Here is a 25427-nt window from a genome sequence, read left to right as displayed (position 1 = left end):
CTTCTCGTCTCCTCGATCTTTCTCTGGTCGCTCGCTCGGATGGCTCTACTGTTCCACGTACCTGAGCGAGCGCAGTCCGCGCTCCAGGTGCCAGTGCAGATACGCCGACACCAGTCCACTGCCCTCCCGGACGTACCGGGGCTCGCACGCGTCGGCGGTGTCCCAGTCTCCCGTGAGCAGCGCGCCGAGCAGTTCGAGAGCCTGCGGCGAGGGTACGACACTGCCGGGCACCCGGCAGTCGGCGCAGACAGCCCCGCCCGAGGCCAACGAGAAGAAGCGGTTGGGGCCGGGCATGCCGCACTTCGCGCAGTCGCCGAAGCTGGGCGCGTAGCCGTTGACGGCGAGGGAGCGCAGCAGGAACGCGTCGAGCACGAGGTGGGGCGCGTGTTCCCCCCGGGCGAGGGTCCGCAGTCCCCCGACGAGCAGCAGATACTGCTGGACGGCGGGCTCCCCCTCGTGGTCGGTGAACCGCTCGGCGGTCTCCAGCATGGCGGTACCGGCGGTGTAGCGGGCGTAGTCCGTCACGATGCCGCCGCCGTACGGAGCGATGGTCTCGCTCTGCGTGCACAACGGCAGACCACGCCCCACAAGCTCGCTCCCGCGCGCGAAGAACTGCACATCGACGTGGGAGAACGGCTCCAGCCTGGCGCCGAACTTCGACTTGGTCCGCCGCACCCCGCGGGCCACGGCGCGTACGCGTCCGTGACCCCGCGTGAGCAGGGTGATGATCCGGTCCGCCTCACCCAGCTTCTGGGTGCGCAGCACGATGCCGTCGTCGCGGAACAGACTCATGGGCCCCATTCTCGCCTACGGCGGGCGCGCTCCAGGCCTTGGCCGTCAAGGAACCTCGCCGCGGCTGCGCGCGTTGGCGTACGCGGTCGCCGCGCGAAGGCGCTCCGCGGGGGTCGCGACGCGCACGGCCTCCGGCTCCACGTCCCACTCCCTGCCCCCGCCATACGGTCTCAGCTGTACGTACGGCCCCTCGTGCCCCATCACCACGCCCACCCTCCCGGTGCGGATGTCGACGGCGCACGAGCCGATCGGAGGCTCCTGCATCACGCCTCCGCGGCCGGCCGCGGAGGCAGGGCTTCGGTGAGCAATTCCGTCACGGTCTCCTCCGCCTCTTCGACGCGTGGCGCCGAATCTCGTCCCCCGAGTGATACGTGCACTGCAGCCATCGAACTCCCCCTCCCTGTCGACTTTTACCCTTCGCATCCCCATGGTGACGCTCTGCATCTACACTTGGCACCTGCCCGTGCCGCGCGGGTGCGAGCAAGTGCGCGGCGGCACAGGGGCGTTGAGCCAAGGTCAGCGGTTCACCCGAGGGGGCGCGGCATCAGCGCGCGGAGAAACCGTCGGGGCGGGGCCCGTCTCCCGGGTCGCGGACGACCGGGCGTGAGCCGGGCGGCGGCGCGAGGACCAGCAGCGCGTCGACGAAGGAGGTCCCGTCCGGCACGGACCCGAAGTAGTCCCGGTCGACGGACTCGACGGCCTCGACGGCCCGTTCGGCGAGCGCCAGCCCCTCCCACGTGACGAGCAGTCGTTTGATCCGGGTGTCGTGCTGGTCCTGCTCGCGCCTGATGAGCCGCTTCGCCTCCAGGGCGCGGGCCACCTGGGACGCGGTCATGGCGTCCATGCCGGTGTGCTCGGCGAGCTCGCGCTGGCTGGGCGGCTGCCCATGACGGCCGAGCCACCAGGCGCCGGCCAGCACGACGAACTGCGGATGAGTGAGCCCGAGGGGCCGCAGCACACCCCCGACGGCCCGCTGCCACTGGAGCGTGACACGCCAGAGCAAGAACCCCGGATTGCTCCAGGGCCCTTGCTCACGCCGCTGATGGTCGGTCATCCGCGCTGCCCGGCGGCCTTGGCCAGAGCCTCCATGGCGTCGGGGAAGTCCGCGGTGATCTGCGGCCCGAGTCCGGGCCCCATCGCGTCGGCGGCCGGCCCCTCGATCTCCAGCCGGTGCGTGATCCGCGTACCGCCGCCCGGCAGAGCGGCCAGCCGGTGGACGAACCGCAGCGTGACCGTGTCCGGGATCACCGTCTCATCGGTGAATCCCTTCTCCGGCACGGCCGCCGTGAGGGTGAACGGCAGCGGGCCCTGCCCCTCCGGCGTCATCGTCCCCGTCGTGCCCGCCTCGAAAGGCCCGTCCAGCGTCACCGCCAGGATCCCCTCGTCCCACTCGGGCCAGGTCGCGGTGTCCGCGTACCGCGCCCAGACCTGGGCCGGGGTGACGTCGGCATCGATGGTGTGCTCGAACTCCCACATACCGCCTCCAGAAAATATGCGCACTTACGGTAAGTGTGCATAGCGCCTGGGGCGAGTGCAAACAGGCGGGACGGCGGCTTGACGCCGCGTCACCACGTCATCGTGTCACCACATGGCCGCGTCACCCTGTGACCGACACCAGCCCCGCCTCGTACGCGATGATCACCAGCTGGACCCGGTCCCGGGCGTCCAGCTTGGTCAGCAGGCGGGTCAGGTACGTCTTCGCCGTCGCCACGCTGATGTACAGCTCGGCGGCTATCTCCGTGTTCGTCAGGCCCCTGCCGACCAGGGTCAGGACTTCCCTCTCGCGCTCGGTGACGGCCGTCAGCTCTCGGCGCGAGCGGGCCTGTTCCGGGCGGCGGGCCGCGAAGTCCTGGATCAGGCGGCGGGTCACACCGGGTGCGATCAGCGCGTCGCCCGCCGCCACCACCCGTACCGCGCCGATGATGTCGTCCAGTCCCATGTCCTTGACCAGGAACCCGGACGCGCCCGCGCGCAGCGCCCCGTACACGTGATCGTCGTCGTCGAAGGTCGTGAGGACCACGACCCGCGTGTCCTGCGATCCCGAGGTGATACGGCGGGTCGCCTCGATGCCGTCCATCTCCGGCATGCGGAGGTCCATGACGACGACGTCCGGGCCGAGTTCCCCCGCAAGGGCCACCGCCTCGGCCCCGTTGGCCGCCTCCCCGACCACCTCGATGTCCTCGAGGTCCGCCATCACCATGCGCAGCGCCGTACGGATCAGTTGCTGGTCGTCGGCGAGGACCACGCGTACCGTCATCGGACGTCCCCCGGTACGGGCAGCCGGGCGACGACCCGGAAGCCGCCCCCGGGGCACGGTGCGGCGCTGAACTCGCCGTGCAGAAGCGCGACCCGCTCGCGCATGCCCACAAGTCCGAAGCCGGTGTCGGTCGACGTGCCGTGGCCCCGGCCGTCGTCCGTCACCTCCAGCGCCAGTTCCTCGTCCTTGTAGTCCACGGTCACTCGGCAGGCGTCCGCACCCGAATGCCGTACGACGTTCGTGACCGACTCCTGGATGATCCGGAACGCCGACAGGTCGATCTCCGGGGGAAGGTGGCGTGACTCGCCCACACGGCGTACCTCGACGCGCACGCCCGCCGCGGTGGTCGCGGCGGCCAGCCGGTCCACGTCGGCCAGCCCGGCGGGCTGCGCCGCGCTGTTCTCGCCCTCCGCGTGCCCGTCGCCCTCCGCGGCCCGCAACACCACCAGCATCCGCCGCAGCCCCGCCAGCGTCTCCCGCCCCGTCGTCTCCACCGCACGCATCGCCTCGAGCGACTCCTGGGGCCGGGTGGCCGCCACACGGGCCGCCGCGCCCGCCTGGAGGGCGATGATGCCGATGCTGTGGGCCACCGTGTCGTGCATCTCGCGGGCTATGCGCAGCCGTTCGTCCGTCACCGCCTGGGCCGCCGCCCGGTCGCTCATCTCCCGCGCGTGTTCACGTGCCTCGTGCGCGGAGTTGCCGAGCAGCCAGCCGACCAACGCCACCAGGGCCACGGCCAGTTCCGCCGACACACCGACGTCCCAGCCGCGCAGCAGCCGGACGGTGATGTAGGCGACGAGCGTGCCGATGCCCATGGCCAGGGCGATCACAGCGGTACGGCGCGGGCATGCCGCCGCGATGAAGTACAGGGCGAGGACGGGCGCCAGGTACTGCGCCATCGGCAGTTCGGCCACCCCGAGGGTCGACGCCTCGGTGATCGAGGCGAAGATCAGCCAGGTGAGGGCGCCCAGCGGACGGCGCTCCAGCAGTCTGACGCCGTACAGCACCAGCACGGTGGACACCGCGTGAAACGTCAGCCCGTCCCAGCGGTAGAGCTGGGCCGCAGGCGACTGCTGCGGCTCCGTCTCTCCGGGCAGCCTGAACGTCGTCAGAAGCGTGAAGAGCGTGCTCACACACCAGACGAGCACGATCCAGGCGCGGGGCGGGACGCGTTTGAGCAGGGGTAGCGGAAGGGTGACGGGCATGCCGAGATCGTAGACACGCGGCAGGGGACCGGTCATCGGACCGTGGACGTACAACCACGGTCGGCATCGGCCGGGTTCATGGGTCCGGGCGAACGGGGACAGGGCACCATGGCCGCACGCGAAGGGAATCGGCCGGGTACCGGAAGTCGATCGTCTGGTCGGGGAAGCTGGGCAAGGTGCCGGGGCTGTGCCTGACGGAGATCCCGGGAGGTACCGACGACTGGGTCCGGATCACCCGTCCCTCTCCACTCCCGGATCCGCCTCGTCCACGTCGGCTGCCGGTACGAGTCGTACGTCCTGGTCGCGCGCGGGGTGCGGGCGGCAGTCGCCGTGGGCCGGTGTGACAGGTGTGCGCAGCAGGGTCACGTGCGCGGCGGTGAGGGCCACGAGGAGGCCGATGTTGACCAGCGCGGCGACGTGCATGCCGTCCGTGAAGGCCGCTCTGGCAAGGGCCAGGAGGTCGTCGCCGAGGTGGCCGGACAGGCGGGCCGCGGCCTCGGTGGCGCCGCCGAGGGTCGCGCGGGCGGCCCGGGCGGCGTCAGGTCCGATGCCACCCGGCAGGACACCGGTGCTCAGGTTCGCCCGGTAGACGGCGGCGGCGACGGACCCGGCGACCGCCACGCCCAGGGCCTCGCCCAGGTTGGCGCCGGTCTCGCCGATACCGGAGGCGTTGCCCGCGCGTTCGGGCGGGGCGCTGCTGAGGATCGCCTCGTTCGTGAGGGCCAGCGCCGCCTGTACGCCGAACGAGGTGACGGCGAAGCCGACGACGCCCAGGAGCGGGCCGGACGCCGGGCCCGCTCGCGTCAGCAGCGCCAGGCCCGGCACGCCCAGCAGGAAGCCGGACGCCATGACCCGGCCCGGGCTTGTCCGGTGCGCCACGAAGGGCGCCAGCAGCGCGCTCACCACGCCCGCCCCCACCGCGGGCAGTGTCCACAGACCCGTCACCAGTGGGGACATGCCCAGGACCAGCTGGAAGTACTGGAGAAGCAGGAACTGCATGCCCGTCACGGCGAAGAGCCCCAAGGTCAGACCGGCCAGCGACACCCCGAACTCCGGGCGGCGGAAGAGCCGCAGATCGAGCATCGGGTCACCGAGCCCGAGCTGCCGTCGTACGAAGACCACGCCCAGGCACAGCCCGGCGACGAGGCTCAGCAGCGACAGGGTCCGCACACCCTGCTGGGCGATCTCCTTGAAGCCGTAGACCACAAGGAGCACGGTGACGACGGACAGCGCGGCGCTCAGGGGGTCCAGTCTGCCCGCCGCCGGATCGTGGTACTCGGGCAGCAGCAGCGGACCGGCGATCAGCAGGACGACGCCCACCGGGACGCCGAGCAGGAACACCGACCCGTACCAGAAGTGCTCCAGGAACACCCCGCCGACCAGCGGTCCGATCATCCCGCCGATGCTGAAGTTGGTCATCCACACCGCGACCGCGATCCGCCGCTGCCGCGGGTCGCGGAACATGTTGCTGATCAGGGAGAGGGTCGACGGCATCAGGGTCGCCCCGGCCACGCCCAGCAGGGCACGTGAGGCGATGAGCGTTCCCGACGAGGAGGAGAAGGCGGCGAGCGTGGACGCGGCGGCGAAGGCCACGCCGCCCGTCAGGAGCAGTCTGCGGCGCCCGATGCGGTCGCCGAGCGTGCCCATCATGACGAGGAAGCCCGCGACCATGAAGCCGTAGATGTCGACGATCCACAGGAGTTCCGTACCGCTCGGGTGCAGCCGCCGGCTGAGATACGGCACGGCCAGGTGCAGCACGGTCATGTCGAGGCCGATGAGCATCGTCGGCAGCGCCAGGACGGCGAGACCGGTCCATTCCCGCCGCCCGGCCCGTGCGGGGATACCGATACCGGCCAGGGCCACGGGGTCAGCCGGCCGTGCGGGAGAACGCGAGATCGTCCCGGCAGGTGTGAAGGAGTTGGCGTACCGCGGGGATGACCGGGTGGTCCAGTGCCTCGTCGGGCGTCAGCCACACGGCGGTGGTGCCCTCCGGGCCGAGTTCCACGGGGAGGTCCGCCTCCACCGGGGCGGCCGTCCGGAACACGTGCCACAGATGGGCGTCGGCGCCTCGGCGGCAGCCGTCGCCGGGTACCGGGACTCGGGTCAGGCGTTCCAGCCGTTCCGTCGCGATGCCGGTCTCCTCCCGCAGTTCCCGTACCGCCGCCCCGTCGGGGTTCTCGCGGCACTCGACGTGCCCGGCGGGGATCGTGAGGCCGAACGGGTAGGCCGTGCGGTCGAAGAAGAGGAGGCGGCCCTGGCTGTCCCGGACGAACACGCCCGCCGTCTCGTGCCAGTACTCGCCCGCGCTGTCGGTCCACCAGCGCACCGCCGGGTCGAGCACCAGCGCCCGCTCGGCGACCTCACCGCACGCGTGGCACACGCACGTCCGCCGGCCGCCCTCGGTGCGCCACTCCACCGCATCGCCGTGGCAGCGCAGGCAGTAGTGGTGCACGGAGCCGTCACGCAGCGCGTGCGGCGCGACGAAGTCGAGTCTCATGTCCCGTTCGCTTCCGGTCAGCCCCCCATACAGATGTGCGCACGGTTTCGCGCGGCGGACGACCCGGAGGTCCACCGCGCGAAACCCGTGCGTCAGGCCCAGCCGACCCTCAGTCAGTCGTCCAGGCCGAAGCGGGTGAACAGTTCCCTGTCGCCCGCGACGAAGGAGGTGTCGGTGAGCGCTGTCTGGTCGTTCGGCCCCCGGCTGCACATGCACATGTGCCGGCCGGTGGAGACGACCCGCACGGCGCGTGCTCCGCCCGAGTTCATGACCTCCTCGGCGATGTCCTTGACGAGATGCTCCTGGATCTGGAACCTGCGGCTGAACGCCTGCACCAGGCGGGGGAACTTGCCCAGACCGAGGATGCGGTCGCCGGGCACGTACGAGATCGCCACCTTGCCGTAGAACGGCAGGAAGTGGTGTGCGCAGATCGAGTAGTAGTTGATGTCGTGCACGCGGACCACGCCGGCGTGCTCACCCTCGACCTCGACGGTGGTCTTGAGAATCGTCGAGGTGTCGATCTCGTAGCCACTCAGCAGTTGACGGTAGGCACGGACGATCCGTGGTTCGCACTCGGGTTCCCGGTACCAGTCGAGCGCCCGTTTGTCGGTTGTTACGTTTTCTTCGAGCCATTCGGCGATGCTGCTCATAGACACCTCCTGATGGACGGAGTTGAGCCTGTTCCAGGCTGCTGTTCCAGGTCGGCCCGCAGCAGGCCCCGCGGGAGCGGCTGCCCGATTTCTCCGTCCTCGTACTCGGGCCGCACCTGGCCGGGACCGGCGATGATGCACGGCGTGTCCCTGGGTGCTCGTGCCGCTCGCGGGGCCCGTACGGTGTTCCGTCCGAGGAACCGTGAGCGCGTTCGCACGTGCTTCGAACAGCAGCTTCGCGCTGACGGTGTCATGCTGCCCGGGGCGGCAACACCCGGCAACTCATCAGCGAGTGTCCGGGTGACGCGGCACTCTTTTGGGCTCTCGCCGCCCCCGGAGACGGCTCCCGGCTCGGCCCGAACGGCCGTCCTTCACACCGTGAAGCGGCGTACCCAGCGGGCCTGCCAGGGGGTCTCCACGGCGTGCCGGTCGTAGTGGGCGCGTACGAACTCCACGGCCTCCCCCGGCGCCACACCGTCCAGCACGGCGAGGCAGGCCAGCGCCGTGCCGGTGCGTCCGCGTCCCCCGCCGCACGCGAGTTCGACGCGTTCGGTCGTGGCGCGGTCCCATGCCCGCGCGAGCAGGCGCCGGGCCTCGCCGCCGCTGCTCGGCAGGCGGAAGTCCGGCCATCGCAGCCACTCGGCTTCCCAGGGCACCTGGGGCGGCGGCTTCCCGAGGAGGTACATGGCGAACTGCGGTAGCGGCCCGTCCGGCAGCGGGCGGCGCAGGGCACGACCGCGCACCAGCCGCCCGGACGGCAGCCGCAGCACGCCGGGCGCGTCCGGGTCCCAGCCGCCCGTCACGACTCCCCCTCTTCCGGCTCCCCCGCCGCTTGTGCCTCGATCCCCCGGAAGTGATCCGCCATCGCACGTTCCGCGCTCTCCACGTCCCGGGACCGCAGGGCGGTGACGATGGCGCGGTGGCGGCGGGCCGTCACGCGGGGTGCCGTGCCATCGGGCCAGTCGCGGGCCTGGGCGACCCGCCGGAACACCGCCCAGAAGGCGCCCAGCAGTTGCGGCACCAGCGCGTTGCCCAAGGAGTCGTAGAGCAACTCATGGAACTGACGGTCGAGTTCGGGGAAGGGGCGCCCCTCGAGACCCTCCGCTTCCATCCGGGTGACCACCGCCTCCAGACGGTCGAGCTCCGGCTCGGTGAGCGTCACGGCGGCCCGCCCGATCAGTCCCTCCTCCAACACCTCGCGCACCTGGAGTATCTCGTTCAGGGCGTCCATCTGGTCGTCGGGCCGGGCGAGCGTGCGGAAGGTGAGCCCGTCCACGAAAGGGGTCAGCGACGCCTGCCCCACGTACGTCCCGAAGCCGTGTCTGATCTCCACTATGTCGAGGGCCTGAAGGGCCTTGAGGGCTTCCCGTACGGAGTTGCGGCTGACGCCCAGGTCCTCCATCAGTTCCGACTCCGTGGGCAGCGGGTCACCGGGCCGGAGTTTGCGATCGAGGATGAGCTGCATGACCTCGCGCTGGATCCGGCTGCTGATGCGTCGCTCGGTCCAGCGCCGGTTACCGGGCTCCTGAGACATGCGCCGCATCGTACGCGCGCAGGGGATCTCTGCCCCCAACCCGGAAGGGATAAAACACCAACTACCCGGATTTCACGCCGCCATTGGTTCGAACCTTTGGCGGCTACGCCATTCGTGTGCAATCCCTTGACCGCCCCCGCACCCCCTCCTATGTTCACGCTGCCGCCCATGACGTAGGACGTCGTATCTCTGCCCTCTCTCCACCGACCTCGAGCCCTGTCGCCAGCCCCCCACCGAGACCCTCTTTGCTGGAGGAACCGTGCGCGACGTGACCCCTGACGTGCCGGCGCCGAACCGCCGGGCGTTCCTGAAGTACTCCGGAGTGCTGGGCGCGGCGGCGGCCCTCTCCTCTCCCCTGACCGCCTGCTCCGGCCCCCGGTCCACCAACGACACCGACGGCGGGGAAGGCGGCGACCGGACGCTGACCGCGGTCATCGGCTACGGCAACGACGGCAGCTGGGATCCCGCCCAGACCGCCTCCGCCTTCTGCATGGCCGCCAACAACCACATCTACGAGGGCCTGCTCGACACGGACCCCATCTCGCGCGAGCCCTACGCGGCGCTCGCGACGGAGGTCCCGAAGGATCTCAGCGGCACCTCCTGGAAGTTCACGCTGCGGCCGGGTGCAACGTTCCACGACGGGCGGCCCGTCACGGCCGACGACGTCGTGTTCGTCTTCGAGCGGATCCTGGATCCGGACACCCGCACCCTCGCCAAGGGCTTCTTCGCGAGCTGGCTGAAGGAGGTCCGCGAGATCGACGCGCGGAACGTCGAACTGGCACTCAAGTTCCCTTTCCCGGAGGGCGTTTCACGGCTCACGCTGGCGAAGATCATGCCGAAGCACGTCTTCTCCCTGCCGGGCGCCTTCGACGACGCGATCAAGGGGAAGGCCATCGGCTCGGGACCGTACCGGCAGACCGCGCACCACCCCAAGTCGAACACGGTCTTCGAGGCGTTCGCCGGCTACAACGGCCCGCGCAGGGCCGCCTTCAAGCGGATGAACTGGCTGACGATCGTGGACGCCGCGTCACGCGTCGCCAGGATCTCGGGCACCGGCGCGGGCGCGCAGATCGCGGAGAACATCCCGTACGCCAACATCGGGCAGCTCACAAGAGGCGGGCTGACGGTCGAGGGCGCGGCCGGGATGAACAATCTGTTCCTGATGTTCAACACCGAGCACAAGCCGTTCGACGACGTACGCGTGCGCCAGGCACTGCACTACGCCATCGACACCGAGAAGATGATCGAGGTGGCGCTCAAGGGACACGGGAGGCCGTCGAGTTCCTTCCTCGACGAGGGCAACCCCGGCTACCGCCGGGCGAAGACCGTCTACGACCACGATCCCGAGAAGGCGAAGCGACTGCTGAAGGAGGCCGGGGCCGAGGGTCTGAAGATCAACGTCCTCGCCGTGAACGTCAGCTGGATCGTGGACTGCCTCCCGACCGTCAAGGCGTCCTGGGACGCGATCGGCGTGGAGACCGCACTGGCGCCGCAGGAGACGACCGCCGTCTTCACGAAGATGGACCAGAAGCAGGACTACCAGGTCGTCGCCGCCGCCTCGAATCCCAACCAGTTCGGCCTCGACGCCGACCTGATCATGCGCTACAACTACGGCCCGCAGAACCTGTGGATGGGCTACGCCCGTTGGGCGGACCACCCCGTCGCCAGGAAACTCTTCACGGACATGGACCGGGCGACCATGGAGCCCGACCCGGACCGGAAGAAGGCGATGGTCCAGGACTACATCGACATCGTCGCCGAACAGGCCGTGCTCTACCCGGTCGTCCACAACGAGCTGATGACGGCCTGGGACCCGAAGAAGCTCACGGGGATCAGGGCGCAGCCCTATCCGGGCATCGACCTCCTCCAGGCCACGTGGGTCCAGCGGCAGGGAGCCGGGTCGTGATCGCCGTCCTCAGGATCCTGGCCCGCCGTACCGCCCTGCTCGTACCGCTGATGCTCGGCATCGTGCTGTTCGTGTTCCTGGTGATGCGCTTCTCGGACGTCGACCCGGCGTCCGCGTTCTTCCAGGGCACCAGCCCCACACCGCGGCAGCTCCACGACTTCAGGGAACGCAGTGGGCTGCTGGACCCGCTGCCGGTGCGCTACGTCCGTTTCGTCGGCGCCCTGCTCCACGGTGACATGGGTACCAGCGCACTGACCCGGGCCCCGGTGGTGGAGCAGGTCACCACCGCGCTGCCGCTCACACTCCAGCTGACCTTCCTGGGGCTCGGCATCGCGGTGGTGCTGGCGCTGCTCGGCGGGGTCACCGCCGCGGTCCACCGGGACCGGCTGCCGGACCAGATCATCCGGGTGCTGTCCCTGACCGGGGTCGCCGCCCCGGGTTTCTGGCTGGCCCTGCTGATGATCCAGTATCTGGCCGTCGGCCAGGGGTGGTTTCCGGCGGGCGGCTACGTCAACCCCGCCGACTCCTTCACCGGCTGGCTGAAGACGATGGCGCTGCCCGCCTTCGCGCTGTCGCTGCCCGTGGCGGCGCAGCTGACCCGGATCGTGCGTACGTCCGTCGTGGAGGAACTCGACAAGGACTATGTGCGTACGGCCATCGGCAGCGGACTGCCGCCCCGGGTGGTCGTCGGTCGCAACGTGCTGCGCAACGCGCTCGTCAATCCGCTGACCGTGCTCGGTCTGCGCGTCGGCTACCTGCTCGGCGGTGCGGTCGTCATCGAGACCGTCTTCTCCCTGCCCGGCATGGGCAAACTGATGATCGACGCCGTGCAGAACGGCGACCCGGCCGTCGTCCAGGGCGTCGTCCTGACCACGGCGACCGGGTTCGTGGTCGTCAACCTCGTCATCGACATCCTGTATCTGCTGGTCAACCCGCGGCTGAGGGATGCGGTCCGGTGATCACGCACAAGAGGCGCAAGGAACTCGCCCGGTCCCTGTCCCGTCCCGGCCTCCGGCTGCGCGGCCGGCGCCGGCTGCCGCCGCTGTCGAAGGCCGCCGTCTGCCTGCTCGCCGTGGTGGCGCTGGTGGCGCTGCTGGCCCCGCTCATCGCCCCGCACGATCCGCTCGACCAGCAGGAGCCGGTCGACGGCAGCGGGCATCCGTCCGCCGCGCACTGGATGGGCCAGGACAGTCTCGGCCGGGACATCCTCAGCCGGCTGATGTACGGCGCCCGCTGGTCCCTCGCCATCGGCCTCGGGGCGACCGCCCTCGCGCTCGTGCTGGGTTCGCTGCTCGGCGCGGTCGCGGCCACCTCCCGCAAGGGCGTGGACGAGACGCTGATGCGCTGCCTGGACATCGTCATGGCGTTCCCCGGCATCGCGCTCGCCGCCGTTCTCGTGTCCGTGTTCGGCGGCGGGATCACGGTCCTGATCTGCGCCATCGCCTTCCTGTTCACCCCGCCGGTGGCCAGGGTCGTACGGGCGAACATCCTCGACCAGTACGGCGAGGACTACGTGGTGGCGGAACGCGTCATCGGCTCCCGCACCCCCCATATCGTCCTGCGGCACGTGGCCGTCAACTGCGCCGCTCCCGTCCTCGTGTTCTGCACGGTGCAGGTCGCCGAGGCCATCGTGTTCGAGGCGTCGCTGTCGTTCATCGGCGCGGGCGTGCGCCCGCCCGACCCGTCCTGGGGCGGTGTCATCGCCGACGGCAAGAACATGGTGCTGACCGGCGGCTGGTGGGCGACCGTCTTCCCCGGCCTGCTGATGCTGGTCACGGTCCTGTCCCTCAACATCCTGTCCGAGGGCGTCTCGGACGCGTGGGCGGCACCCTCCGCCCGGGACGTGGACGCGGACGTGCGCGAGGACAGCCTCCGGTCACCTGAGCCGGGCGGGGGCGCGGTGGTGCCGCTCCCGGGTCTCGCCGAGGCGGCACGGCGGCTGCGGTCCCGTGCGCGCCCGCTACCCGGCGGGCTGCCCGTGCTCGCGGTGGAGGACCTCGCCATCGGCTTCCCCGGACGTCATCGGGGCGTGGACATCGTGGACGGCATCAGCTTCGAGGTGCGCGAGGGCGAAGTCCTCGGGCTGGTCGGTGAGTCGGGCTGCGGCAAGTCGCTGACCGCGCTCGCGGTGATGGGCCTGGAGCCGAAGGGGGCCCGGGTGCGGGGGCAGGTGCGGTTCGGCGGCCGGCAGTTGGCGGTCGAGCCTGTGCGGGTGCGGCGCGGGCTGCTGGGTCACGGGATGGCGATGGTCTACCAGGACGCCCTGTCCTCGCTGAACCCGGCGATGGCGATCCGCGCGCAGCTGGGGCAGGTCGTGCGGCGCGGGGGAAGACGGACGGCGGCCGAGCTGCTGACCATGGTCGGGCTGGACCCCGAACGCACCCTGCGCAGCTACCCGCACGAACTGTCCGGAGGACAGCGCCAGCGCGTCCTGATCGCCATGGCGCTCTCCCGCGGCCCGAAGCTGATCGTCGCCGACGAGCCGACGACCGCGCTCGATGTCACCGTGCAGGCTCAGATCATCGAGCTGCTGCTCGGACTGCGGGAGGAGCTGGGCTTCGCGCTGGTGCTCGTCTCCCATGACCTGGCGCTGATCGCGGATGTCACGGACCGGGTGGTGGTGATGTACGGCGGGCAGATCGTGGAGAGCGGGGTGACCGCTGACCTGGTGGAAGCCCCCGCCCACCACTACACACGCGGGCTGCTGGGAAGCGTGCTGTCACTCGAGTCGGCGGCCGAGCGCATGACGCAGATCAAGGGCGTCGTCCCCGCCCCGGCCGACTTCCCGGCGGGCTGCCGCTTCGCGGACCGCTGCCCACTGGCGAGCGAGGTGTGCCGTACGACGGCACCCGCTCCGGCCGGGACTCGGACGCATACGGCGGCCTGCCATCACCCGGCGGTCGAGCTGGTGTCCACGGAGAGCGAGGCGGTCAAGTGAACGCCGTCGTGGAGTTGCGCGGCGCCGGTGTCGTGCACAGGGCCCGCAGCGGTGGCCTGTTCGCCCGGGACAGGGTGTACGCGCTGACCGGCGCGGACTTCCGCGTCGCACCCGGGGAGACGGTGGGAGTGGTCGGTGAGTCGGGCTGCGGCAAGTCGACGCTGGCGAAGGCTCTGGTGGGGGTGGAGCGGCCGACAACGGGGACGGTGCTGTTGCGGGGCCGCGACCTGTGGACGATGCCGCCCGCCGAACGCCGCTCCGCCGTCGGCGCCGGTATCGGCATGGTCTTCCAGGACCCCTCCACCGCTCTGAACCGCAGGCTGACCGTCCACGGGATTCTGCGGGACCCACTGGACGTCCACCACCGGGGTACCAGGGCCCGGCGCGAGGAACGCGTACGGGAGTTGATGGCCCTGGTAGGCCTGCCCCGCACCCTCGCCGACGCACTGCCCGGGCAGCTCTCCGGGGGTCAGCGGCAGCGCGTCGCCATCGCCCGGGCGCTCGCGCTCGAACCGGAGCTGGTGGTCGCGGACGAACCGACCAGCGCCCTGGACGTGTCGGTCCGCGCTCAGATCCTCAACCTCCTGCTGGACCTGAGGGAACGCCTCGGCCTGGCACTCGTCTTCGTCTCGCACGACATCCAGACGGTACGGCGGATGAGCGACCGCGTGGTCACGATGTATCTCGGCCGGATCGTCGAGGAGGCCCCGGCCGGCCGCGTCACCGGCCATGGACGCCACCCGTACACCCGGGCCCTCTTCTCCGCCACCCCCGGGCTGCTCGACCCGATCGACCCGATCCCGCTGGCCGGACCGGTGCCGTCGGCCACCCGGCCGCCGAGCGGATGCCCTTTCCGCACCCGCTGCTGGAAGGCCGACGAGGCGTGCGCCGCGTCGATGCCGGGATTCTCGGGCGCGTCGGCCGACGGACACCGCTTCCGCTGCCACCATCCTGTGGAGGAGGGGGAGCGGACCGGCGACCTCGTACGGCAGGCGGCCCGGATCTCCTCCCCGGCCACCGCCATGGCTGACACAGTGCCGGAACAGAAACACCCCCGGGAGCCCTGATGACCCTGCCCGCCCCGCTGACCGGTGTCGTACCGCCCGTCTGCACGCCCCTGACACCGGACCGCGAGGTGGACGTGCCCTCGCTCATCGGTCTCGTGGACCATCTGGTGGACGGCGGGGTGGACGCCCTGTTCGTGCTCGGATCGTCCTCCGAGGCCGCGTACCTGACCGACGCCCAGCGACGGCTGGTGGTGGAGACGGTGGTCTCCCACGTGGCGGGCCGGATGCCCGTGCTCGCCGGGGCCATCGACATGACGACGCCGCGCGTCCTCGACCATGTGGCGTACGCGGCACGGGCGGGCGCGGACGCCGTGGTGGTGACGGCGCCCTTCTACACCCGTACGCACCCCGCCGAGATCGCCCGCCACTTCCGCGTGTTGGCGGACCGCTCCCCCGTACCGGTCCTCGCCTACGACATCCCGGTGGCGGTCCACACCAAGCTGAACCCCGACCTGGTCCTGGAACTGGCGGCGGAGGGGACCCTGGCCGGGCTGAAGGACTCCAGCGGGGATCTGGCCGCCTTCCGCGCGGTCGTCACGGGCGCCCGCACCGGCACCGGGATCACGGGCTTCAGCGTGCTGACGGGTTCGGAACTGGTCGTGGACTCGGCGCTGGCACTGGGCGCGGACGGAGCGGTGCCCGGGCTGGCCAACGTGGACCCGGCGGCGTACGTCCGGCTGGACCGGCTGTGCCGGGCGGGCGACTGGGACGCGGCACGGACGGAACAGGAGCGGCTGTGCGCGCTGTACGGCATGGTCGGCGCCGGGAACCCGGCCCGGATGGGCGGGAGTTCGTCGGGACTCGGGGCGTTCAAGGCGGCGCTGCACCTGCGCGGCGTGATCGCGTGCCCGGCGACCGTCGAGCCTCAGGTGCCGCTGTCGGAGGAGGAGACCGCACGGGTGGGGAAGTTCCTGGCGGCGGCGGGCCTGCTGTGACGCTCACTCCACGTCGGTGAGCGGGACGCGCCGGAACACGATCGTGTCGTACGGGCCCTTCGCCCCCGTCTCGTACAGGATGCCGAGCCGTCCGCCGCTCAGCTGCACCAGATCGCTGTAGGCCGCCGGTTTCCGTGACAGCGTCAGGGCCTTGGTGAAGGTCGCGCCGCCGTCGGTGCTGCGCCAGATCGCCATCGCCCGGCGTGCGGCGGGGTCGGAGGGGGCGGAGAAAAGCAGCGGCGCGGCTTGCCCGTGGAGCTGGAGCACGCTGCCCTGGACCACGGGGACGTCGTCCAGGGTGTGCTGTACGGCGTACGGGCGCTGGAGGGTCGCGCCGCCGTCCTGGGAGCGGGCGTCCAGGCGGTGTCCGGCGCTCTTGCCGTTCTGGTCGCGGGCGGTGAAGTAGATCCTCCCGTCCGGGAGTTGGGCTGCGCCGCTCTCGTTGGAGTTGTCGTGCCCGTCGTAGGAGTCGTCGCTGTAGCCGATGTGCCAGGTGCGTCCGCCGTCGTCACTGTAGAGGGCGTGCGCGCCGTAGTACCTGAACTCCCGCCCGGTGTCGGACGATCCGGGAGGCGGGGCGGCGGAGTGGTCGGCGGGGACGACGAGCCGGCCGGTGTGCGGGCCCCGGGTGAGGGCGAGCGCGTGCCCCGGCCCGGTCGCGTACCAGCGCCAGCCGGGGCGCTTCACCTGTGCCGTGATCTCGTGCGGGGCGGTGAAGTGGCGGCCGTCGTCGGTGCTGGTCTGCACGAAGACGCGGCGGGTACGGCTCGGCGCCGCTTCGCCGCGCATGATCTGCGCCTCGGTCACGGTGCCGCTGTTGTACGAGGTGACGAGGACGACATGGCCGGTGCGGGGGTCCACGACGGGTGCCGGGTTGCCCCGGGTGTCCCCCTTGCCCGCGGCGACGACCGCGAGGGGCCCCCAGGTGCAGCCGCCGTCGAGGGAGCGCCTGAGCACGACGTCAATGGCACCGGTGTCGCTCTCGACGCGGTGTCTGCCCTCGGCGAAGGCGAGCACGGTGCCCTTGCCGGTCGTGACGACCGCGGGGATGCGGTAGGTGGCGTAGCCGACCTTGCCCCCGGTGTAGGGGGTGGACGTGGTGCAGCCAGGGGCTGCGGGGGCGGGCGCCGTGAGCGGGGTGAGGAGGGCGGCGGCGGTGACCAGGAGGGTGCAGCTGAGGGAGGCCATGCATCAGATGGTCCCCCCGCGGAAGATACTGATCCCTTCAGCAAGGAATTGTCACCATGCCGAGTGACAGCCCCCACCAGGGGCGCGGGGAACTGCCCAAAACCCCCAACCCACCCGCACAGTACAACGCACAGAAGCCCCCCTCAGGGGCGCGGGGAACTGCGCAAAAACCCCGCCCCACCCGCGGAGCGAACGGCTCAGAACGGCGTACGGGCGGCAGCCAGAACCCGGGGGACGTCATCCGGGTGGATGGTCAGAGCCGTACCCACCGTCGCCAGGACATCGCGCTCCGCCGGGGTGTACGGACCGTCCGCCAGAGCGATGCGGGCCGCCTGGAGGAGAAGTGACTCACGGCCGGTGGGGGCGAGATGCGGGGCCAGGGGGTCCAGGGCCTCGTGGAGCTCTATGGCCAGGCTCGCGCCGCCGGGCTCACCGCACACGCGGCCGGTGTCGGCGGCCAGGGCCTCCACCAGGGCGCCGAGCCGGTCCGCCGTGCAGTCGTCGATGCCCGCGGAGCGCACCGCGACGGCGGCCGTCTCCAGTGGCGTACGGGAGCAGGTGCCGCCCGCGGCGAGGACCGCGAGGGCCACGGTGTGCACGGCGTCGCGGAGCATCGCCGAGAAGCGGGTCGTGGTGGGGTGGTCCAGGACGTCCATGCCGTAGTGCCGGCGGCAGGCCGCGCACTCCACGACCGGGCCCGTCTCGCCGCGCGGCAGGAGCGGTACGCCCACCAGCGTGAAGCGCCGGCGTCCGGTGAGCCGCTGGTAGTTGCGGTCGCCCCCGCAGCCGGGACAGAAGAACTCGCCGTCGCCCACGGCGGTCCACGCGACGCGGACACCAAGGACGTGCGCGACACGGCCCTCACGGGCTCCATGGCCGTTACGTCCCCGTCCTGGCAGCACGTCGCACCTCCGTCCCGCGGCACCATCGCCGCGCTGGCGTGATGTTAGCCACATTGGTGATGCGAAGTCAGCACCCCGGACGAGACCGCTCCGTGATCTTTGGCCGAAATGGCCGGTCCACGACGCGGCCCCGCCCGCCCCTGAGGGCAGGCGGGGCCGTGAACGTGCCGGTCAGAGGTCCGGCGGGCGTCAGCGGGCGGAGCGGTTGACGGCGGAGACGACCGCCTTCAGCGATGCACGTGTCGTGTTCGCGTCGATGCCGATGCCCCACAGAACCTTGCCGTCGATCGCGCACTCGATGTAGGAGGCGGCCTGGGCGGAGGCGCCCTCGCTCATCGTGTGCTCCTGGTAGTCCAGCAGGCGTACGTCGATGCCGATCGACTGGAGGGCGTCGAAGAAGGACGAGATCGGGCCGTTGCCGGTACCGGTCAGAACCGTGTCCTGGCCGTCGACGGTGGCCTCCACCATGAGGGTGTCCACCCCGTCCGTGTCCGTCGTGGACTGGCCCGTCCGCACCTGGATACGGCCCCAGGGGTTGTCCGGGTTGGGCAGGTACTCGTCCTGGAAGACCGACCAGATGTCCTTCGGCGTGACCTCGCCGCCCTCGGCGTCCGTCTTCGCCTGGATGATCCTGGAGAACTCGATCTGCATACGGCGCGGCAGGTCCAGCTTGTGGTCGTTCTTCAGGACATAGGCGATACCGCCCTTGCCGGACTGCGAGTTGACGCGAATGACCGCCTCGTAGGAGCGGCCGACGTCCTTGGGGTCGATGGGCAGGTACGGCACCGCCCACTCGATGTCGTCGACGGTCTTCCCCCGGGCCGCGGCCTCGGCCTCCATCGCGTCGAAGCCCTTCTTGATGGCGTCCTGGTGGGAGCCGGAGAAGGAGGTGTAGACGAGGTCCCCGATGTACGGGTGGCGGGGGTGGACCTCCATCTGGTTGCAGTACTCCCACGTACGGCGGATCTCGTCGATGCCGGAGAAGTCGATCTGCGGGTCGACACCCTGCGAGAACAGGTTCATGCCCAGCGTGACCAGGTCGACGTTGCCGGTGCGCTCGCCCTGTCCGAACAGACAGCCCTCGACGCGGTCGGCGCCGGCCATCAGGGCCAGCTCGGCCGCCGCGACCGCCGTCCCGCGGTCGTTGTGCGGGTGGACGGACAGGCACACGTGCTCACGGCGCGAGAGATTGCGGTGCATCCACTCGAAGCGGTCCGCGTGCGTGGACGGCGTGGAGCGCTCCACGGTGGCGGGCAGATTGAGGATGATCTCGCGGCCCGGACCGGGCTGCCAGACGTCCATGACCGCCTCGCAGACCTCCAGGGCGAAGTCCAGCTCGGTGTCGGTGAAGATCTCGGGGCTGTACTGGTAGCCGAACTCGGTCTCGGGGTCCAGCAGCTTCTCCGCGTACTCCATGACCAGCCGCGTGCCGTCCACGGCGATCTGCTTGATGTCGTCCTTGGAGCCACGGAAGACGACCCTGCGGAAGACCGGGGCCGTCGCGTTGTAGAGGTGGACGTTGGCGCGCTTGGCGCCCTTCAGCGACTCGACTGTGCGCTCGATCAGGTCCTCGCGGGCCTGGGTCAGCACCGAGATCGTCACATCGTCGGGGATCGCACCCTCGTCCTCGATGATCGAGCGTACGAAGTCGAAGTCGGTCTGGCCCGAGGCCGGGAATCCGACCTCGATCTCCTTGTAGCCCAGCTTCACCAGCAGATCGAACATCGCGCGCTTGCGCGCCGGCGACATCGGGTCGATCAGTGCCTGGTTGCCGTCCCGCAGATCCGTGGAGAGCCAGCGCGGGGCCTTGGTGATCCGCTGGTTCGGCCAGGTGCGGTCGGGGATGTCGACCTGGTCGTACGGACGGTACTTGTGGATCGGCATGGACGTGGACTGCTGGCGGTTGGCCATGATGCGAGGGCTCCTCAGGATGTCCGGCTGGACGGCCGACGGCGCAGCGCCAAACTCCGCGGGGAGGGGGTCGGCCTCGACTACAGGCCCTCGCCGCGGCAGCTAAGGAGGAGCAGCCCAAATCGCATGATGCTCCGCATCGTAGCCGAGCCACGCCCGGCACGAAGGCCCGTATCAGTATGCGGGACCGTGGGGATAATTCGGACAAAAAGTGTGTCAGGTCACAGCTGCCGTTATGGGGGGTTCTGTAGCAGTTCTTCCGGTGATCGTGAACCCTTGCCCGGACTTTTCACCAATCATGGTTGCAGGTAGTGACAGAGTTATTACCGAGTGCAATGGTTCAGGGTATGACCAGCAACGGGGGCTTTGAGCCCGTCTTCTGCAGCATCGTGCCGCCGCATGTCCTCGACAAGCTCGCACGGCACGACGACCCCGCACTCGCCACTCCCGCGCGCCGCACCCTCGAACGCGACGCCCTGGAGCGCACCCGTCGCCGCCTGACCACGGTCATCGGCGCGCCCGCCGCGACCCCGCCCGAGGACACCGCCGACGGTCCGCACCGCACCATCTACGACGCCGGGCACCGGCAGGACCTGCCCGGAAAGAAGGTCCGCGGCGAGGGCGACCAGCCCGGCCAGGACGCCTCGGTCAACCGGGCGTACGCGGGCCTCGGCGCCACCTTCGAGCTGTACCAGAAGGCATACGGACGCAATTCCATCGACGGCAGCGGGCTGCCGCTCAACGCGAGCGTCCACTTCGACGAGAACTACGACAACGCCTTCTGGAACGGCGAGCAGATGGTGTTCGGCGACGGTGACAACGAGATCTTCCTCGACTTCACCATCCCGGTCGACGTCATCGGCCACGAACTCACCCACGGCGTCACCCAGTACACGGCGAACCTGGCCTACTACGGCCAGTCCGGCGCTCTCAACGAGTCGCTCTCGGACGTGTTCGGCTCGCTGATCAAGCAGTACAGTCTCGGCCAGTCCGCGGCCGACGCCGACTGGCTGATCGGCGCCGGGCTGCTGGCCCCCCGCGTCACCGGCAAGGCACTGCGCTCGATGAAGGATCCGGGCACCGCGTACGACGACGACGTCCTCGGCAAGGACCCCCAGCCGGGGACGATGGACGGCTATGTGCACACCAGCCAGGACAACGGCGGGGTACACATCAACTCCGGCATCCCCAACCACGCGTTCTACCTGGTCGCCACCGAACTCGGCGGGAACGCCTGGGAACGGGCCGGGCAGATCTGGTACGACGTGCTGACCGGCGGCCAGTTGCAGTCGGAGGCCGACTTCACCGACTTCGCGAAGCTGACCGTCGCGGCGGCCAAGGCCCGCTACCAGGAGGGCGCGGAGCACGACGCCGTCCTCAAGGCCTGGGAGGGGGTCGGGGTACCGGCCTCGTAGTCTCATAGTCCCGTAGCCCCGGCCGCCCGACTCGTACTAGACAGGTCCCATGCGTATTCAGGTGAGGCGTACGGGAGGATTCGCGGGCATCGAGCGCCTGGCTGAGGTGGACACCTCGGGGCGGCCCGATGCCGAGGAGTGGTGCGATCTGGCCGAGCGGGCCCTGGCCGCCGGTCAGGACGCGCCGCCGGCCGGCGTACCGGACGGGTTCAGCTACGAGATCACCGTGGACGGCAGGACCGTGTACTGCGCGGATCCCCTGCTGACCGAGGAGCAGCGGACGCTGGTGTCCCGGGTCCTGAAGGAAGGAGCCTGACCGGCGCCCGCTGCCGGGGTGCCCTGCGCCGACTGACAGTTGGCGCAGGCCCGTTGACTTCGGTTACCGCCGGTACGGATGATCCGGCGCATGGCGACGAACCCGATATCCCATCTCCCGGCCGGATTCCTGTGGGGCGTGTCGACCTCGGCCCACCAGATCGAGGGGGCGGTGAACGAGCGCGAGCCCTCCGTGTGGGACGCGTTCACCGCCGAGCCGGGGCGGGTGAAGGACGGCTCGACCGCGGCGGTGGCCTGCGACCACTACCACCGCTACCGCGAGGACGTGGCACTGCTGGCCCGTCTCGGCGTGGACGCGTACCGCTTCTCGGTCTCCTGGCCCCGGGTGAACTCCCCAGGCGGCCTCGACTTCTACGACCGCCTGGTGGACGAACTGTGCGCGGCGGGCGTGCGCCCGGTCCCGACTCTCTTCCACTGGGACCTGCCCGTGGCGCTGGACTGGCTGGAGCGGGACACCGCCGAGCGGTTCGCGCAGTATGTGTCGGTCGTCGCCGGGCGCCTCGGAGACCGGGTGAAGAAGTGGATCACGCTCAACGAGCCCGCCGAGCACACGCTCCTGGGCCATGCCCTCGGTGTGCACGCGCCGGGCCGGCGGCTGATGTTCGACGCCCTGCCCGTGGCGCACCATCAGCTCCTGGCCCACGGTCTGGCGGTACGGGCCCTGCGCGCGGCCGGGGCGGACGACATCGGGATCGCCAACTCGCACGGCCCGACCTGGCCCGCGTCCGGCAAACAGGAGGACATCGAGGCCGCGGAGTTCTACGACGTGCTGCTCAACCGGCTGTTCTCCGACCCCCTGCTGCTCGGCCACTACCCGGAGGGCATCGGCGAGCTCATGCCGGGCGACGTCGAGGCCGACCTCGAGGTGATCTCTCAGCCGCTCGACTGGTACGGGATCAACTACTACGCGCCCGCCGAGGTGGGCGCCCCGCAGGGCACTGAGACCGAGTTCGGCGGCCTTACGTTCCCCGCCGAACTCCCCTTCACCGTACGGGAGATCGAGGGACGACCGGTCACGGACTTCGGCTGGCCGGTCGTACCGGAGGGGCTGACCGAGCTGCTGACCGGTCTGCGCGCACGCTACGGCGACCGGCTCCCGCCCATCGTCATCACCGAGAACGGATGCTCGTACGAGGGCGTGGACGACCAGGAGCGCATCGCCTATCTGGACGGCCACATCCGGGCGCTGCTGCGGGCGGTGGAGGCGGGCGTCGACGTACGCGGCTACTTCGTGTGGTCGCTGCTGGACAACTTCGAGTGGGCCGAGGGATACGCGCGGCGCTTCGGGCTGGTGCACGTGGACTACGACACGCTGGAGCGCACCCCCAAGTCGTCGTACAACTGGCTGCGCGACCTCTTGCGGTCGGCGCGGGGATGACGACGGCGGAGCGGCCCGAGGTCACCGCCCTCGCCGAGCCCGTCGAACGAGTGGGCAGGGGGTGGATCTTCGCCCTGTCGCTGGCCAACGGGGCGATCTGGGTGGGCTGGTACGGCCCGCTGCAGATCCTGCTCGCCTCCCAGGCGAAGGACTTCGCCGCCGGGTCCGGCATGTCCAAGGAGACGATGCTGGCCTGGGTGACGGGCGCGGGCGCGGTGGTGTCTCTCGTCGCGAACCCGCTCTTCGGCGCGCTGTCGGACCGGACCACCGCCCGCCGGGGCCGGCGCACACCGTGGATCGCGGCCGGGACGGCGGGCGGGGCGGCCTCGCTCCTGCTGCTGGCCGGGGCGGGCGGACCGTGGACCATGGCGCTGGGCTGGTGCCTGGCGCAGCTGACGCTGAACGCGGCCTTCGCCGCGGTGACGGCGGCGGTACCGGACCGTGTGCCGCGTCTTCAGCGGGGCTCGGTGGGCGGCTGGCTGGGGGCCGCAGATCCTCGGCGTGGTCGGCGGCACCGGCCTGGCGACGGCGGCCGGGGGCATCGGCGCGGGCTATGCGGCCTGCGCGCTGTTCACGGTGGCGGGCGTGCTGCCGTACATCCTGGGCCACCGGGACCTGCGACTGGCGCCCGCGGACCGGCCCCCGTGGTCCTGGCGGGGCTTCCTGACCGGTTTCTGGCTCAGCCCGCGCCGCCATCCCGACCTGGGCTGGGCATGGCTGACCCGCTTCCTGATCAACCTCAGCAATTCACTGGTGCTGCTCTACCTCCTCTACTACCTGCGGGACCGCATCCGGTACCACGACCCCGACCAGGGCGTCCTGGTCCTCACCGCGGTCAACGGAGTGACGCTCCTCGCCACGGTCGTCGTGGGCGGGGTCCTGTCGGACCGGTCGGGCCGCCGCAAGCCGTATGTGCTCTGGTCAGGAGTGCTGATGGCGCTCGCGACGGCGGTCCTGTCCGGCTGGGGGACCTGGCCGGGCACCGTCGTCGCGGCGGCGGTCCTGGGCATCGGCTTCGGGGTCTTCACCTCGGTCGACTTCGCCCTGATGACGGACGTGCTGCCGAAGGCCCAGGACCGTGCCAAGGACCTGGGCGTCATCAACGTCGCCAACGCCCTGCCCCAGGTCGCGGCCCCGGTCCTGGCCGCGCCGATCGTGATGTATCTGGGCGGCTACCGGATGCTCTACCTGGTGTCGGCCGGGGTGGGGCTGGCGGGGGCGCTGCTGGTGGTGCGGATCCGGGGAGTGGACTGAAAGCACCGTCGGCCTCCGGCCGGCCGGAGGCCGGGCCCGCCACACGGGGGTATACACGTCATACAAGCGCACAGAAAAGCCCTACGGCTCTGTCAGTGCCGCGTCGTACCCTGGAAACCGCGAGGCCGCCGTCAGCTGTGCGGCCGTACGGAGGAGGAATCGCAGGCCACAGAGCCGGCCCATGACTCAGACACCCACAGCGCACGACCCCGCGGAGGGGCAGGCCCGAGCGCGCTTCACCGTCCCCGCCCAGCACCCCATGGTGACCGTGCTGGGGTCCGGAGACTCCCTCCTGCGTGTGATCGAATCGGCTTTCCCGGCGGCCGACATCCATGTCCGGGGCAACGAGATCAGTGCCGTGGGCGACCCACGGGAAGTCGCGCTGATCCAGCGCCTGTTCGACGAGATGATGCTGGTGCTCCGCACCGGACAGCCGATGACGGAGGACGCAGTGGAACGCTCGATCGCCATGCTCCGCGCGGGCGCGGACGGGGAGGGGCCCGCGGAGACGCCGGCCGAGGTGCTCACCCAGAACATCCTGTCCTCGCGTGGCCGCACGATCCGCCCCAAGACGCTCAACCAGAAGCGGTACGTGGACGCGATCGACAAGCACACGATCGTCTTCGGCATCGGTCCCGCGGGCACCGGCAAGACCTATCTCGCCATGGCCAAGGCGGTCCAGTCCCTGCAGTCCAAGCAGGTCAACCGGATCATCCTGACCCGCCCTGCCGTCGAGGCCGGCGAGCGCCTCGGCTTCCTGCCCGGCACGCTGTACGAGAAGATCGACCCGTATCTGCGCCCGCTCTACGACGCGCTGCACGACATGCTCGACCCCGACTCCATCCCACGCCTCATGGCCGCCGGGACGATCGAGGTCGCTCCGCTGGCCTACATGCGTGGCCGTACGCTCAACGACGCCTTCATCATCCTGGACGAGGCCCAGAACACGAGCCCCGAGCAGATGAAGATGTTCCTCACCCGCCTCGGCTTCGACTCGAAGATCGTGATCACGGGTGACGTCACCCAGGTCGACCTGCCCAACGGGACCAAGAGCGGTCTGCGGCAGGTGCAGGAGATCCTGGAAGGCGTGGAGGACGTCCACTTCTCCCGCCTGACGTCCCACGATGTCGTACGGCACAAGCTCGTCGGCCGTATTGTCGACGCCTACGAGAAGTACGACAGCAAGTTCGGCACCGAGAACGGCGCGCACAAGCCGGCTCACGGCAAAGCCGGGCACGCGCACAAGGGGAAGTAGACCAGCA

The 25427-nt window shown here is 70.5% G+C and carries 23 protein-coding genes and 1 pseudogene; 10 read left to right on the top strand and 14 right to left on the bottom strand.

The window, feature by feature from the left end:
• Positions 1-45: 45 nt before the first annotated feature.
• The 11 genes from recO to ABZ845_RS17385 all read right to left on the bottom strand — a co-directional run bounded on the left by recO (position 46) and on the right by ABZ845_RS17385 (position 8944).
• On the bottom strand, positions 46-792 hold the full coding sequence (gene recO, locus ABZ845_RS17435) for a DNA repair protein RecO (RefSeq protein ID WP_360979827.1): 747 nt from the start codon (positions 790-792) through the stop codon (positions 46-48).
• Positions 793-837: 45 nt separating this feature from the next.
• The gene (locus ABZ845_RS17430) at positions 838-1056 is read right to left on the bottom strand and encodes a hypothetical protein (protein WP_360979824.1); all 219 of its coding nucleotides are present in this window, start codon (positions 1054-1056) and stop codon (positions 838-840) included.
• 280 nt (positions 1057-1336) lie between these two features.
• Positions 1337-1846: a MarR family transcriptional regulator gene (locus ABZ845_RS17425; protein WP_360979821.1), complete on the bottom strand. Its 510-nt coding sequence runs from the start codon at positions 1844-1846 to the stop codon at positions 1337-1339.
• Positions 1843-2292, bottom strand: coding sequence for an SRPBCC family protein (locus ABZ845_RS17420; RefSeq protein WP_360979818.1), 450 nt, complete (start codon positions 2290-2292; stop codon positions 1843-1845). Before ABZ845_RS17420 ends, ABZ845_RS17425 begins: the two co-directional genes overlap by 4 nt.
• 97 nt (positions 2293-2389) lie before the next feature.
• Positions 2390-3049: a response regulator transcription factor gene (locus ABZ845_RS17415; RefSeq protein WP_360979815.1), complete on the bottom strand. Its 660-nt coding sequence runs from the start codon at positions 3047-3049 to the stop codon at positions 2390-2392.
• Positions 3046-4254 carry a sensor histidine kinase gene (locus ABZ845_RS17410; protein ID WP_360979812.1) on the bottom strand — a complete coding sequence of 403 codons (1209 nt, stop codon included), beginning with the start codon at positions 4252-4254 and terminating at the stop codon, positions 3046-3048. Before ABZ845_RS17410 ends, ABZ845_RS17415 begins: the two co-directional genes overlap by 4 nt.
• Before the next feature lie 231 nt (positions 4255-4485).
• Positions 4486-6117 (bottom strand): MFS transporter, encoded by a 1632-nt coding sequence (locus ABZ845_RS17405; protein WP_360979809.1) that lies wholly within the window; start codon positions 6115-6117, stop codon positions 4486-4488.
• A gap of 4 nt (positions 6118-6121) precedes the next feature.
• Positions 6122-6751 carry an NUDIX hydrolase gene (locus tag ABZ845_RS17400; protein WP_360979806.1) on the bottom strand — a complete coding sequence of 210 codons (630 nt, stop codon included), beginning with the start codon at positions 6749-6751 and terminating at the stop codon, positions 6122-6124.
• Between the two features lie 113 nt (positions 6752-6864).
• On the bottom strand, positions 6865-7401 hold the full coding sequence (locus tag ABZ845_RS17395) for a GTP cyclohydrolase I (RefSeq protein ID WP_360979803.1): 537 nt from the start codon (positions 7399-7401) through the stop codon (positions 6865-6867).
• Positions 7402-7772: 371 nt separating this feature from the next.
• Entirely contained in the window at positions 7773-8204 is a 432-nt protein-coding gene (locus ABZ845_RS17390; protein ID WP_360979800.1) for a protein phosphatase, read from the bottom strand.
• Positions 8201-8944, bottom strand: coding sequence for a FadR/GntR family transcriptional regulator (locus ABZ845_RS17385; RefSeq protein WP_360979797.1), 744 nt, complete (start codon positions 8942-8944; stop codon positions 8201-8203). Before ABZ845_RS17385 ends, ABZ845_RS17390 begins: the two co-directional genes overlap by 4 nt.
• Positions 8945-9194: 250 nt before the next feature.
• On the opposite strand from ABZ845_RS17385, the gene ABZ845_RS17380 reads away from it, so the two are divergent.
• From ABZ845_RS17380 to ABZ845_RS17360, 5 genes are read left to right on the top strand one after another with little or no spacing between them, the layout of a single operon-like run.
• A complete protein-coding gene (locus ABZ845_RS17380; RefSeq protein ID WP_360979794.1) occupies positions 9195-10841 on the top strand; it encodes an ABC transporter substrate-binding protein in 1647 nt (548 codons plus the stop codon).
• A complete protein-coding gene (locus tag ABZ845_RS17375; protein ID WP_360979791.1) occupies positions 10838-11800 on the top strand; it encodes an ABC transporter permease in 963 nt (320 codons plus the stop codon). The genes ABZ845_RS17380 and ABZ845_RS17375 overlap by 4 nt, the downstream gene beginning before the upstream one ends.
• On the top strand, positions 11797-13779 hold the full coding sequence (locus tag ABZ845_RS17370; RefSeq protein ID WP_360979788.1) for a dipeptide/oligopeptide/nickel ABC transporter permease/ATP-binding protein: 1983 nt from the start codon (positions 11797-11799) through the stop codon (positions 13777-13779). The genes ABZ845_RS17375 and ABZ845_RS17370 overlap by 4 nt, the downstream gene beginning before the upstream one ends.
• Positions 13776-14846 carry an ABC transporter ATP-binding protein gene (locus ABZ845_RS17365; RefSeq protein WP_360979785.1) on the top strand — a complete coding sequence of 357 codons (1071 nt, stop codon included), beginning with the start codon at positions 13776-13778 and terminating at the stop codon, positions 14844-14846. Before ABZ845_RS17370 ends, ABZ845_RS17365 begins: the two co-directional genes overlap by 4 nt.
• Complete coding sequence (locus ABZ845_RS17360) at positions 14846-15781, top strand: dihydrodipicolinate synthase family protein (protein ID WP_360979782.1); 936 nt, start codon at positions 14846-14848, stop codon at positions 15779-15781. Before ABZ845_RS17365 ends, ABZ845_RS17360 begins: the two co-directional genes overlap by 1 nt.
• 3 nt (positions 15782-15784) lie before the next feature.
• Here ABZ845_RS17360 and ABZ845_RS17355 read toward each other — a convergent pair whose 3' ends face one another.
• The 3 genes from ABZ845_RS17355 to leuA form a co-directional block, all read right to left on the bottom strand.
• A complete protein-coding gene (locus ABZ845_RS17355) occupies positions 15785-16969 on the bottom strand; it encodes a sialidase family protein (protein WP_360979778.1) in 1185 nt (394 codons plus the stop codon).
• 197 nt (positions 16970-17166) lie between these two features.
• On the bottom strand, positions 17167-17871 hold the full coding sequence (locus ABZ845_RS17350; RefSeq protein WP_360979775.1) for a TerB family tellurite resistance protein: 705 nt from the start codon (positions 17869-17871) through the stop codon (positions 17167-17169).
• 189 nt (positions 17872-18060) lie between these two features.
• Positions 18061-19782 (bottom strand): 2-isopropylmalate synthase, encoded by a 1722-nt coding sequence (gene leuA, locus ABZ845_RS17345; RefSeq protein WP_360979772.1) that lies wholly within the window; start codon positions 19780-19782, stop codon positions 18061-18063.
• 347 nt (positions 19783-20129) lie between these two features.
• Here leuA and ABZ845_RS17340 point away from each other — a divergent pair, with 347 nt between their 5' ends.
• The 5 genes and pseudogenes from ABZ845_RS17340 to ABZ845_RS17320 all read left to right on the top strand — a co-directional run bounded on the left by ABZ845_RS17340 (position 20130) and on the right by ABZ845_RS17320 (position 25420).
• Positions 20130-21197 (top strand): M4 family metallopeptidase, encoded by a 1068-nt coding sequence (locus tag ABZ845_RS17340; protein WP_360979769.1) that lies wholly within the window; start codon positions 20130-20132, stop codon positions 21195-21197.
• 49 nt (positions 21198-21246) lie between these two features.
• Positions 21247-21513 (top strand): protealysin inhibitor emfourin, encoded by a 267-nt coding sequence (locus tag ABZ845_RS17335; RefSeq protein ID WP_360979766.1) that lies wholly within the window; start codon positions 21247-21249, stop codon positions 21511-21513.
• Positions 21514-21591: 78 nt separating this feature from the next.
• Positions 21592-22911: a GH1 family beta-glucosidase gene (locus tag ABZ845_RS17330; protein ID WP_360979763.1), complete on the top strand. Its 1320-nt coding sequence runs from the start codon at positions 21592-21594 to the stop codon at positions 22909-22911.
• A pseudogene (locus ABZ845_RS17325) lies at positions 22908-24165 on the top strand (MFS transporter). Before ABZ845_RS17330 ends, ABZ845_RS17325 begins: the two are co-directional and overlap by 4 nt.
• A 181-nt stretch (positions 24166-24346) precedes the next feature.
• Positions 24347-25420 carry a PhoH family protein gene (locus tag ABZ845_RS17320; protein ID WP_360979760.1) on the top strand — a complete coding sequence of 358 codons (1074 nt, stop codon included), beginning with the start codon at positions 24347-24349 and terminating at the stop codon, positions 25418-25420.
• Positions 25421-25427 lie beyond the last annotated feature (7 nt).

The sequence above is a fragment of the Streptomyces sp. NPDC047022 genome (assembly GCF_040644155.1).
Lineage (GTDB): Bacteria > Actinomycetota > Actinomycetes > Streptomycetales > Streptomycetaceae > Streptomyces.
The sequence above is the reverse complement of the archived record's forward strand: the minus strand, read 5'-3'. Positions and strand labels throughout refer to the sequence as shown.

Coding starts and splice junctions, on each gene's coding strand:
- recO (WP_360979827.1), bottom strand. CDS start 792: ATGAGTCTGTTCCGCGACGACGGCATCGTGCTGCGCACCCAGAAGCTG.
- ABZ845_RS17430 (WP_360979824.1), bottom strand. CDS start 1,056: ATGCAGGAGCCTCCGATCGGCTCGTGCGCCGTCGACATCCGCACCGGG.
- ABZ845_RS17425 (WP_360979821.1), bottom strand. CDS start 1,846: ATGACCGACCATCAGCGGCGTGAGCAAGGGCCCTGGAGCAATCCGGGG.
- ABZ845_RS17415 (WP_360979815.1), bottom strand. CDS start 3,049: ATGACGGTACGCGTGGTCCTCGCCGACGACCAGCAACTGATCCGTACG.
- ABZ845_RS17410 (WP_360979812.1), bottom strand. CDS start 4,254: ATGCCCGTCACCCTTCCGCTACCCCTGCTCAAACGCGTCCCGCCCCGC.
- ABZ845_RS17400 (WP_360979806.1), bottom strand. CDS start 6,751: ATGAGACTCGACTTCGTCGCGCCGCACGCGCTGCGTGACGGCTCCGTG.
- ABZ845_RS17395 (WP_360979803.1), bottom strand. CDS start 7,401: ATGAGCAGCATCGCCGAATGGCTCGAAGAAAACGTAACAACCGACAAA.
- ABZ845_RS17385 (WP_360979797.1), bottom strand. CDS start 8,944: ATGCGGCGCATGTCTCAGGAGCCCGGTAACCGGCGCTGGACCGAGCGA.
- ABZ845_RS17360 (WP_360979782.1), top strand. CDS start 14,846: ATGACCCTGCCCGCCCCGCTGACCGGTGTCGTACCGCCCGTCTGCACG.
- ABZ845_RS17355 (WP_360979778.1), bottom strand. CDS start 16,969: ATGGCCTCCCTCAGCTGCACCCTCCTGGTCACCGCCGCCGCCCTCCTC.
- leuA (WP_360979772.1), bottom strand. CDS start 19,782: ATGGCCAACCGCCAGCAGTCCACGTCCATGCCGATCCACAAGTACCGT.
- ABZ845_RS17340 (WP_360979769.1), top strand. CDS start 20,130: ATGACCAGCAACGGGGGCTTTGAGCCCGTCTTCTGCAGCATCGTGCCG.
- ABZ845_RS17335 (WP_360979766.1), top strand. CDS start 21,247: ATGCGTATTCAGGTGAGGCGTACGGGAGGATTCGCGGGCATCGAGCGC.
- ABZ845_RS17330 (WP_360979763.1), top strand. CDS start 21,592: ATGATCCGGCGCATGGCGACGAACCCGATATCCCATCTCCCGGCCGGA.
- ABZ845_RS17320 (WP_360979760.1), top strand. CDS start 24,347: ATGACTCAGACACCCACAGCGCACGACCCCGCGGAGGGGCAGGCCCGA.